Origin of the sequence: Candidatus Enterococcus ikei, from assembly GCF_017316105.1 — a bacterium.
In the GTDB taxonomy this organism is placed as follows: domain Bacteria; phylum Bacillota; class Bacilli; order Lactobacillales; family Enterococcaceae; genus Enterococcus_L; species Enterococcus_L ikei.
This window is the reverse complement of sequence record NZ_JAFLWD010000015.1, coordinates 119,062-130,597: the sequence shown is the minus strand read 5'-3', so window position 1 is coordinate 130,597 and position 11,536 is coordinate 119,062. Positions and strand designations below refer to the sequence as shown.

The following is an 11,536-nucleotide window of genomic DNA, read 5'->3' as shown; positions in this document are numbered from 1 at the left end:
GAAAAAATGACAACTATTTATTATAATTCATGGCTAAAACAACATAAAGATCTTTTTGGAGCAATTGAACAAAACGGACAAATGAAGTTTTCAATTTTTATTCAAAGCAATGAGATCGAGGATGTTTATTTTGTGATTCATAAAGAAAATAGTGGTCAAAAAAGTGATTATATAAAAATGGAAAGTGATGCAGCAGGTAATTACCAATGTTCTTACGTATTTGATCAAGGAAAAGGACTTTATTTTTATTATTTTGTAGGTCATAAAAAAAAGGATTCCTTTTTCTACGGAGCAACGAAAGAGCTTGGTGGGGAAGGACAACTTTATGAAAGCGAATATTCAGTTGTACCTTATCAAATTACTTGTTTTTCTCAAGCAGATCATGCGCCTAAATGGTATCGAGAAGCGGTTTTTTATCAAATATTTCCAGATCGTTTTCATAATGGTAATGCACATAATCTGATCGATCATCCAAAGAAAAATTCATTTATTTATGGCAGACATACTGATGAGCCAATGTATATCAAAGATGAGACGGGCAACATCGTCCGTTGGGATTTTCAAGGGGGAAATTTTAAAGGAATCATCGAAAAAATTCCATATCTAAAAGAGCTGGGCGTGACTGCTATTTATTTGAATCCTATTTTTGAATCAGTTAGCAATCATCGTTATGATACAGCAAATTATCTAGCAATCGATGGCATGTTGGGTGATGAAACTGAATTTAGGGCACTTGTAGATTTGTTACATGAAAATGATATGCATGTGATTTTAGATGGCGTGTTTAATCATGTGGGGAAAAATAGTATGTACTTTAATTATGATGGCAGTTATGGAGAAAAAACGGGGGCCTATAGAGATCCAGAAAGTCCTTATTATCCTTGGTTTACCTTTACTGATTATCCGAAGACTTATGAATCTTGGTGGGGATTTGATGATTTGCCGGAAATCAACAAAAAAAATCGTCTGTTTCAAGCGTTTATTTATGGAGAATCAGACAGTGTATTGGCAAAATGGAATCGTTTTGGAATTGATGGCTGGCGTTTAGATGTTGCTGATGAACTACCCGATTTTTTTATCGAAGGGATTCGTCAAAATCTAAATCAGTATTCTGACAAAATTTTACTGGGAGAAGTTTGGGAAGATGCATCAAATAAAATAGCCTATGATGAACGACGGCAGTATATCCTTGGCGATAGTTTACATGGTGTGATGAATTACCCTTTTCGCACGACGATTTTGGCGTTGCTTAGAGGAGAAATGACACCTGAAAAAGCGACTAAAAATATAACGACATTAGAAGAAAATTATCCTACTGACATTTTTTATAACAACCTTAATAATTTAGGAACTCACGATACGGAACGTTTATTAACAATGATGGACGGGAATAAAACAAAAGCGTTAAGTGCGTTTTCGCTACTGACTGTGTTACCTGGAATTCCTTGTGTGTATTATGGCGATGAAGCTGGGTTAACAGGAGGAAAGGACCCTGAAAATCGAAAGTATTTTCCGTGGGATAACAAAGATCAAACAATGGAAAAAGGCTTTAGACATTGGATTAACGTTCGCAAGAAAACAGAAGTGTTAAAATATGGTGCGTTTATTCCTTTTTATACGGAAGAATTATTGGGAATCTTGCGCTATGATTCAAGCAACTATGCACTATATGTATTAAACCCAAACAACTGCGCAAAAAAAATCAATGTTGCTGATTTCAGCTTTACTAAAAGTTGTCCGTTGACTGATGAAAAAATCGAAACGATTTTAGATGAATTAGAAATTGCAGCTTATGACTGTTGTTTTATTTCTGGGAAGCTGTAACTTCTTTTATTGACCAACCAAAAAAACTGCGGTATACTTTTAGCGAGAAATGAATAGTCAAAGAAAGCCATAGAGGTGTTTTTGTGAGTGTGAGTATCTAACCTAAGGAAATGAATAGCTGAAGAATAAACAACCATTTTTAGATGGCTTCTTTAGCATACCTATGTTTGATACCTATCTTAACTCATAAAAAATATCCGATAGACTGCTGTATATCTATCTTTATTTATTGATTAGTGAGGGATGAAGGAAATCTTCGTCTCTTTTTTGTATTTTCACTCGAACAATAAAATGGATCACAAGCAGAAAAGGAAACTCTTTGACCTATTCAAAAGAAGATAGGTATCTCTGAAAAAAGAAGGAGATACAACATGAATCAAGAAACGTATAATAAAACCCAATTCAATACAATTAAAGAAAAATTGATGACCTATGCAATTAGTTCTTACGGAAAAGCAAGAATCCAAGTATTAGAACCAAGTAGTCGCATAGAGGTAGTCAAAAAACGCCTGCAAGAAACTTCAGAAGCAAAAGCGTTGCTTATGGCCAATCTGCATGTTCCATTTATGGGCTTAAACAACATTGAACATCTGACGAGTCAAGTGGAAAAAGGCTTTATTTTAGAACCAAGTGAGTTAGTCAGCTATGCAGATTTTCTTAGAAGCTGCCGATTGATCCAAAGTTTTATGCAAAAAAATCACTTTATTGCACCACTTTTAGCTAGATACAGCGAATCGCTACAACTATTTTCAACTATTGAGGACGAAATCTATCATGTAATTCGTAACAATCAAGTGGAAAATGATGCTAGCCGAGAGTTACGTAAAATTCGTAGAGCCATTCAAGAATGCGAAAAAGAAATTGAAATGAAACTCCAATCATTTCTTAGAAATACGCAAAATAAACCTAAAATTCAAGAAGCAATCATTGTGAAGAAAAATGATCGTTTCACAGTACCGATCAAAGCAACGTACAAAAACCAAATTTCAGGAACGGTTGTGGATGCATCATCTAAAGGAACGACTGTTTTTATTGAGCCGGCAACGATAACGAAGTTGAATGATAAATTATATCAGCTGAAAATGGAAGAAGTAGCAGAAGTTTATCAAATTTTATCGACATTGACTGGTTTGATTGCGGAACAAATGATAGCAATTCACTCAAATATAGAAGTAATCGCGCAATATGACATGATCTTTGCCAAAGCGAAATACAGCAGAGAGATCAACGGTATCGAACCTGAAATCAATCAAGAGGGAATCATTCAATTTGTGAACGTAAAGCATACCCTTCTGGGTAAAGAAGCAGTTCCTTTGAATGTGTCATTAGGAAAAGAATACCGCGGTTTGACGATTACTGGACCGAATGCTGGAGGAAAAACAGTCGTACTGAAAACCGTCGGATTGATTTCCTTGCAAACGATGATTGGTGTACAAATTATCGCTGACTCTGGCACAAACGTTGCTATTTTTGATCAGATTTTCGTTGATATCGGTGATCAGCAAAGTATCGAAAATGCATTAAGTACTTTTTCTGGTCATATGCAAAATATTTCTGAAATCCTTGCTAAAACCAAGCAAAACAGTTTGATTTTATTAGATGAAATTGGTAGCGGGACAGAGCCAAACGAAGGAGCGGCTTTAGCAATTGCGATCATGGAAGCTTTTTATAAAAAAGGAAGCATCCTTATTACAACGACTCACTACGGTGAAATCAAACGATTTTCCGAACAACATGAAGATTTTCTAACCGCAGCAATGGCGTTTGATTCAGAAAACCTCATGCCAAAATATCAATTGATTTTAGGCGAAACTGGTGAGAGTAATGCGTTTTGGATTGCCAATAAGATGAACTTGGACAAACAAGTGGTTAAGCTGGCGCAAAACTATTTACATGACCGCAACTATTCAACTAAAAAAGCAGACTCACTGCAAAAGGTCAGAAAACAAAAAGAACAAACGGTTTTTCCAAATTATGAAAAAGGTGACTGTGTATTTTGGACAGAAAAAAAGAAAATTGGTTTGGTATATGAGTCCATAGAAATGACAGATGATGTGATAATTTACGTGGACAACGAAAAAATAACGGTTCATAAACGGCAATTGAAATTAGATTGTAGCGCCAAAGAGCTATATCCGCCAAATTATGATCTAGATTCTTTATTTGAACATTATCATGACCGCAAGAGGAATAGAGATCTTGAAAGAGGGTCAAAAAAAGCGCACAAAAAATTAAGAAAAGAAATGCAAGAAAGACAGGCAAAAAGAGACGATTAAGTGATCGTTATTGTAGTCGGACGCAAGAAGTAAGCAGAACAATCGTCAGAAATGGACGGATGATTGTTCTGCATTTTGGTTAGTTGTTTATTTTATAAATGGAAAACATTGTCAATAATTTCCTTCTTTCAAAGTTTTCAAGCCCTTTTTTCAATGGTATAATAACCATGGAGGAATATATCGAATGAATGAAAATCAATTATCAGAACGTTTAAAACGTGTGGGTGAATTAGTCCCTGAAAGAAGCCGTGTAGCAGATATCGGTTCCGATCATGCCTATTTACCTGTAGCGTTAGTTTTACAAAATAAAATTGAGTTTGCGGTAGCTGGTGAAGTGGTCAACGGACCTTTTGAAGCTGCCAAAAAACAAGTTAGAAAAAATGGGTTGACTGAACAAATCGTTGTTCGCTTAGCTAACGGATTAGATGCTGTAGAAGCATCAGATAACGTTAATGCAGTAACTATTTGCGGTATGGGCGGCGTTTTGATTCGGGATATTTTGGATGCGGGCTGGCGTAATCAGCGTCTTCAAGGAAACGAACGCTTAGTTTTACAACCAAATATTGGTGAAAAACCGTTGCGTGATTGGTTGACAGAACATGGCTATACGATTCTTGAAGAAGATATTTTAGAAGAAAATAATAAGATTTACGAAATCATCGTGGCTGCTAGAGAAAAAATGAGAGTGGCTTATTCAGAAAAAGAACGCCTTTTTGGTCCTATTTTACTAAAAAAACAATCACCTATTTTTCAAAAAAAGTGGCAAGGTGAATTAAAACAACGTGAAACGATTTTAGCTCAACTAGCCAAAGCCGCTGGTGATCAACAAGCAAGAATCCAACAAATTGAAAAAGAAATCACTGAAATTCAGGAGGTCTTGTCAAATGAGTCTTGATGGGAACGTATTTATTGAACGTTTTGAAACATACTGTCCTCAATGGCTAGCCGAAGCTGGAGATCCTGTAGGGTTACATATCGGGACACTGAATAAAAAGTTAAATCGAGTTTTAGTTACATTGGATGTTCGACCAGAAGTTGTCGCTGAAGCAATCGAAAAAAAGGTTGACCTGATCATTGCTAAACATCCGCCTATTTTTAGAGCAGTAAAGCGTTTGGATACGGATAATTTTCAGACAAAAATGTATGCTGATTTATTGAAACATGATATTGCCGTTTTTGCAGCACATACGAATATGGATATTATTGATAACGGCTTAAATGACTGGTTTTGTGAATTGCTAGAGATCAACGATACGACTTACTTAACAAAAACACATACAATTTCTTACAAGAAATTAGCTGTTTTTGTACCGATCGATGATGCAGTCAATATGCGTAAAGTTCTTGGACAAGCAGGTGCCGGCATGCAAGGTGATTATACAAATACAAGCTACTCTTTGATTGGGACTGGCCGATTTACGCCAGCTGCTGGTGCTAACCCAGCTATTGGAACGATCGGTGAAGAAGAATCTGTTCAAGAGGCTAAAATCGAAGTTATTTTCCCAGAAACGATCCAAGCAAATGTGATTCAAGCAATGTTGACGGCTCATCCATACGAAGAACCAGCGTATGATGTTTATCAAATAGAAAACATCACTAAAGATTACGGGTTAGGACGTATTGGAAATTTAGTAAAAGCTTTGCCGCTAAAAGATTTTGTAACTATCATCAAAGAAAAATTTGCTTTAGATGGCTTGCGAATCGTAGCAGAAGACGAAACAAAAATGATCCAGCGTGTTGCTATTTGCGGTGGCAGCGGTGAAAAGTTTTACCCAGATGCAATCAAAAAACAAGCTGACGTTTACATCACAGGAGATGTTTATTATCACACTGGACATGATATGTTGACAGAAGGTTTGTCTGTGATTGATCCGGGACATTATATCGAACAATTATGTAAACCAAAGTTGGTTGAACTATTCAATCAATGGAAAAAAGACTATAATTGGGATATAACATTTATTGAATCAGAGGTAAATACGAATCCATTCAAATTTAAATAAAGTAGAAAGAAGGACCTAAATGATGTATGAAAATTTATTACCACGTTTTTTACGCTATGTAAAAACAGAAACGCGCTCGAATCCAAAAAGTGAAACAACACCTTCAACGCAAACACAAGTTGCTTTTGCCAAAACTTTGAAAAAAGAATTAGAAGAAATTGGGATGAGTGATGTAGTATATAATGAAACAAATGGTTTTGTGATTGCGACGTTACCAAGCAATATAGATAAAGAAGTTCGTTCAATCGGCTTTATCGCTCATATGGATACGGCAGATTTCAACGCTGTCGATGTGAATCCACAAATTATTGAAAATTATGATGGCGAGTCAACGATCAAATTAGATAGCGAAGGAAAATTCACTCTAAACACAACAGATTTTCCTAACCTAAAAAATTATGCGAATCAAACATTGATTACAACAGATGGTACAACGCTTTTAGGTGCAGACGATAAGTCAGGAATCGCTGAAATCATGACGGCTATGGAAATCTTGATCAAAGATCCATCAATCAAACATGGAACGATTCGTGTGGCTTTTGGACCAGATGAAGAAATTGGTGTTGGTGCAGATAAATTTGACGTAGAGCAATTCAACGTAGATTTTGCTTATACAATGGATGGCGGTCCAGTCGGAGAATTACAATATGAAACATTCAACGCAGCTCAAGCAGAAGTAACGATCCAAGGGAAAAATGTTCATCCTGGAACAGCGAAAAATACAATGATCAATGCATTACAGTTGGCAATCGATTTTCAAAATCAATTACCGCAAAATGAAGTACCTGAAAAAACCGATGGTTACGAAGGATTCTTCCACTTAGCACAAATGGAAGGAACACCAGAAGAAGCAAAAATGACGTATATCATCCGTGATCATGATCGTGAAAAATTTGAAGCGCGTAAAGCCTTGATTCTTAAAATTCAAGAAATCATCAATCAACCATTTGACCAAGAACGTGTTCAAATCGATTTATTTGATCAATATTATAATATGGGTGAAGTAATCGAAAAAGATATGAGCATTATTGAATTAGCTAAAAATGCGATGATCGAGCTTGATATTGAACCTTTGATTGAGCCTGTCCGTGGCGGAACAGATGGTTCTAAGATTTCTTATCTAGGTATTCCAACGCCAAATATTTTTGCTGGTGGCGAAAATATGCATGGACGCTTTGAATTCGTTTCATTACAAGCAATGGAAAAAGCGACTGATGTAATCGTGAAAATTGCGGAATCTAACGCTAAATAAAGTTTGTAACTATTGATAATAGCACTAAAATTCAAAAAGAGGGAGTAACGTTACAGGTAGTGACTTACTTCCTGTTTTTCTGTCAAAGCTAGATAAGCATGTTCAGTTTTAAATTGGAAGGAAACGTGATGACAATGGAAAATGTAATGATTCTTTTTAATGAAACATCGGGTAAAGACAAAGGCAAAGAATTAGCAGAACAGTTTGTAGAGTATGCAAAAGATCATGGACAAACAACTACCCATTTTCTATTAGAACAAGTTGGCCCAGATTATGATAGTAAAAAAACAGTTGAAAAGGCGAAGACTGAAAATATCGATACGCTGATTTTTATTGGTGGAGATGGCACGATCAATCATAATGTAGAAGATTTCAAAGAAGAGTTACCGCATCTAAAAGTTGGTTTACTGCCTGGTGGAACGGTTAATAACATGGCTAGAGTTTTAGAAATTCCAATGAAATTTGAAGCGGCAGCCGATATCATTCTGGGCGGAGCTACTAGAAAAATCGATTATGGTATGATTAACGAAAAAGTGATCGTTAGTACAATGACGATCGGTATTTTAGCAGATACAGCGGCTCGGATCAGTCAAGAAGATAAACAAAAATACGGTAAACTTATTTTTGTGAAAAACTTTTTCAAATTGCTCGCTAAGAAAAAACGTTATCGTTTAGAAATTAAAACAGAAAAAGAGCAGTGGCAAGGAAAGACACAGTTAGTGACTGTGACCATGACGAATTCGGTTGGTGGGTATACGAATTTTGATGATTCAGCATCTCCAGATGATGGTTTGTTTCATTTAACGATCTTACCAAAATTAAACTTTTTCAAATTGGCTTTTTATCTACCGAAAATTATTGCAGGAAAAATCTATGAACTTCCTGATATCAAGTATATAACGGCAGCTGAGATAGATATCAAAAGCTTGAACGAAAAAAAAGTTGGGACACGTGTTGATGGAGACCCAAGTGAGGATTTACCGATTCAAATGAACGTTGTTAAGCATGGTTTGACTGTTTTTGTTCCAAAATCTTAGATTTGATTTTTATTGCAAAGTACCTTATTAAGAGGATGAGGGTTGGAGGGAAATGAATGGCAGATTTATTGAAACATTTACCATGGGTATATTTACTCATAATAAATGTTGTTGAATTTTTTGCAATGTATATTGATAAACAACGGGCTAAACGTAAAAAATGGCGTATACCTGAATTTGATTTGTTACTTGTTGGCTTGATCGGTGGAGGAATCGGCGGTTTACTTTCTCAGCAACTGTTTCATCACAAAACAAGAAAATTACGCTTTTATTTTTCCTTTATTTTTGGTACACTTGTAGCTATTGCAATTCTTTATTTTAGCTATAAAAAATAAGAATGAAGACAAATTTAGTGGGGAGAAACCATGAAAAGCAATTCTAAAACAAAAGTTTTCCTAAATATTGGCTTGTTAGCGATTTTTATCGGTGTGATCATCTATGTGATGGATAATTCACTTAGCGATATATTTGCTCAATTAATGAAAACAAGCTGGATCGTTGCTGCTCTTGTCGTTTTGTTAGGTGTTGTTTATCAAATCGTTGAAGGGCGTTCCATCAAAGAAATTGCCTCGTACTTTCAAAAAGATTTCACGACTAAAGATGGTTTTTTCACCTCTTGTTATGTTGCCTTTTATCGTGTGATTTCTTTTGGAACAGGTACGTTGCTTTCTGAAATTTATTTTTATAAGAAAAAAGGACTGGCAGTTTCTCAAGGTGTTGGTGTAACAGCTCTGCATATGATCATGTATAAAGTTGCAGTTATTTTTTTATCTACATTAGGTTTGATTTTCCAGTTTTCTTTATTTTATGAGCGTTCACCAAAAATGATTCCTTTTATTTTAGTCGGGGTCGGCTTGACGTTTGTGCTGATTTTTTCACTATTGATTCTTTCAAGTAGTATCAATCTTCAAGTGCTTTTAATAAGCTGGACAAATAAGCACTTTAAGCGAAAAAAATTACGGGATTGGGTAGATAAATGCAATTTGCAAATCTATTCTTTAAGAGAAACGGTTCAAACGATTACCAAAGACCGTTCAGCGATGATTCGGATTTTTGGCTGGAATGTTGCGAAGTTACTTTTTTGGTATGTGATTCCTTATGTGGTCTTGGTTGAAAATCATCCAAATATCGACTTCCTTTTGGTTCTTTCGTTTACCAGTTTTTCAGTGATTTTATCAGGTGTTTTTCCGACACCTGCAGGAATTGGACCGTTTGAATTTGTTTATTTATTACTGTTTAAACCTTTAGTAGGAACAGTTGATGCAGTATCATCTTTATTATTGTACCGCTTTGGCAGCTTCGTTTTGCCATTTCTGATTGGGTTTATTTATGTCTTGATTCAAAAGAGACGAGAGATAAAATCAGGACTTCATGCTGTTAGGGAAGAGAAAAAAGAAGTGATGGATGAGAAGCATTAAAGAGCCGAACGAAACGTATATCGTTTCGTTGGGTTCTTTTTTATTTGAATAATCACTTTATTAGAGTTACTATTGATTTGTAAAGAATATATTTATGGGAAGGTGAAAATATGAGTAAAAAAATGACCACAAGTGAAGGACAACCCGTAGCCAATAATCAACATTCGCAAACAGCTGGTAAAAGAGGACCAGTATTGATTCAAGATGTTCATCTTTTGGAAAAATTAGCTCATTTTAACCGCGAAAGAATTCCAGAAAGAGTAGTTCATGCTAAAGGAGCTGGTGCTTTTGGCGAGTTTGAGCTGACTAATGACATGAGCCACTATACAAAAGCTGAACTTTTTAATGGCGTAGGAAAAAAGACGAGAGTAGCGATTCGTTTTTCTCAAGTAGCTGGTGAATCGGGTTACATCGATACGTACCGCGATGTTAGAGGGTTTGCAGTCAAGTTTTATACAGAAGAAGGAAATTATGATATTGTCGGTAATAATACACCCGTATTTTTTGTTAATGATCCGTTAAAATTTCCTGATTTTATCCATTCTCAAAAGCGTGATCCCAAAACACATTTACGAGATCCTTATATGCAATGGGATTTTTGGTCCCGTTCACCAGAATCTGTTCATCAAGTCACGATTTTAATGGCTGATCGAGGTATCCCTGCAAGTTATCGTACGATGCATGGTTACGGCAGCCACACGTTTAAATGGGTCAATAATCAAGGAGAAGTTTTTTGGGTGAAGTATCATTTTAGAACAAACCAAGGTGTAAAAAATCTAACAGATGATGTTGCTGCTCAGATTGCTTCTGAAAATACAGAATATCTAACAGATGAATTATTTCAAGCGATTGAAAAAGGTGATTTTCCTTCATGGACACTTTGTGTGCAAATCATTCCATATGAAGAAGGCTTGAACTATAAATATGATTTATTTGATGTAACTAAAGTTGTTTCACAAAAGGATTATCCGTTGATCGAAGTTGGCAAAATGACATTGAATGAAAACCCACAAAACTATTTTACAGATGTGGAAGAAATTGCTTTTTCACCTGCTAACTTGGTGCCAGGAATCGAAGTATCACCTGACAAGTTACTACAAGGAAGATTATTCGCCTATAAAGATGCGGCGCGCTATCGTTTAGGTGTGAATTACGATCAATTACCTGTCAATAAACCAATCAATGAAGTCAATAATTATGAACGAGATGGTTTCATGCAAGGAAATAATCCAGGTGGAGCAGTTAATTATGAACCAAATAGTCAAGATGGACCAGTACAGGATGAGTCTGCAGCGATTACACCATTCGATATAGAAGGGCAGGCGGGAACTTATGAATATGGTCCAGATCACTATTCTCAAGCAGGCGATCTGTACCGTTTGATTCCAGAAGATGAAAAAGAACGCTTAGTCCAAACTATTAAGAACAACTTAGGTCAGGTTGATAATCGAGAAATTCAGGTTTTAGAAATCAAACAATTTTATCAAGCGGATCAAGAATATGGTTCAAGAGTTGCTAAGGCTTTGAACATTCCAATAGAAGAAATCCAGCAGTAAAAAATAGTTTAAACCGGTCACCAATAAAATAGAATACAACGACTCGACTCTATAAATTGTTTTTTTATCAAACAATTAAAGCAATAGTCTTAGTTATGCAAAGTAAGAGCGTATAAAATCAAGTCTGCTGATTTTATACGCTTTTAATTTACATCCTCCTTAGATCAAAA

9 protein-coding genes are annotated in these 11,536 nt (G+C 35.6%); all 9 read left to right on the top strand.

Annotated elements, in window-relative coordinates:
- Positions 1 to 6 precede the first annotated feature (6 nt).
- Positions 7 to 1,824 carry a glycoside hydrolase family 13 protein gene (locus JZO69_RS07430; protein ID WP_207112256.1) on the top strand — a complete coding sequence of 606 codons (1,818 nt, stop codon included), beginning with the start codon at positions 7 to 9 and terminating at the stop codon, positions 1,822 to 1,824.
- Positions 1,825 to 2,195: 371 nt separating this feature from the next.
- Positions 2,196 to 4,100, top strand: coding sequence for an endonuclease MutS2 (locus JZO69_RS07425; protein WP_207112255.1), 1,905 nt, complete (start codon positions 2,196 to 2,198; stop codon positions 4,098 to 4,100).
- 184 nt (positions 4,101 to 4,284) lie between these two features.
- Complete coding sequence (locus tag JZO69_RS07420) at positions 4,285 to 4,995, top strand: tRNA (adenine(22)-N(1))-methyltransferase (RefSeq protein WP_207112254.1); 711 nt, start codon at positions 4,285 to 4,287, stop codon at positions 4,993 to 4,995.
- Entirely contained in the window at positions 4,985 to 6,103 is a 1,119-nt protein-coding gene (locus tag JZO69_RS07415; protein WP_207112253.1) for a Nif3-like dinuclear metal center hexameric protein, read from the top strand. The genes JZO69_RS07420 and JZO69_RS07415 overlap by 11 nt, the downstream gene beginning before the upstream one ends.
- A 22-nt stretch (positions 6,104 to 6,125) precedes the next feature.
- Complete coding sequence (pepT, locus tag JZO69_RS07410; protein ID WP_207112288.1) at positions 6,126 to 7,355, top strand: peptidase T; 1,230 nt, start codon at positions 6,126 to 6,128, stop codon at positions 7,353 to 7,355.
- A gap of 134 nt (positions 7,356 to 7,489) precedes the next feature.
- Positions 7,490 to 8,392: a diacylglycerol/lipid kinase family protein gene (locus JZO69_RS07405; RefSeq protein ID WP_207112287.1), complete on the top strand. Its 903-nt coding sequence runs from the start codon at positions 7,490 to 7,492 to the stop codon at positions 8,390 to 8,392.
- Positions 8,393 to 8,448: 56 nt separating this feature from the next.
- On the top strand, positions 8,449 to 8,727 hold the full coding sequence (locus tag JZO69_RS07400) for a DUF1294 domain-containing protein (protein ID WP_207112252.1): 279 nt from the start codon (positions 8,449 to 8,451) through the stop codon (positions 8,725 to 8,727).
- A 30-nt stretch (positions 8,728 to 8,757) separates the two neighbouring features.
- Complete coding sequence (locus JZO69_RS07395) at positions 8,758 to 9,810, top strand: lysylphosphatidylglycerol synthase transmembrane domain-containing protein (RefSeq protein ID WP_207112251.1); 1,053 nt, start codon at positions 8,758 to 8,760, stop codon at positions 9,808 to 9,810.
- Between the two features lie 110 nt (positions 9,811 to 9,920).
- Positions 9,921 to 11,366: a catalase gene (locus JZO69_RS07390; protein WP_207112250.1), complete on the top strand. Its 1,446-nt coding sequence runs from the start codon at positions 9,921 to 9,923 to the stop codon at positions 11,364 to 11,366.
- The last annotated feature ends 170 nt before the right edge of the window (positions 11,367 to 11,536 follow it).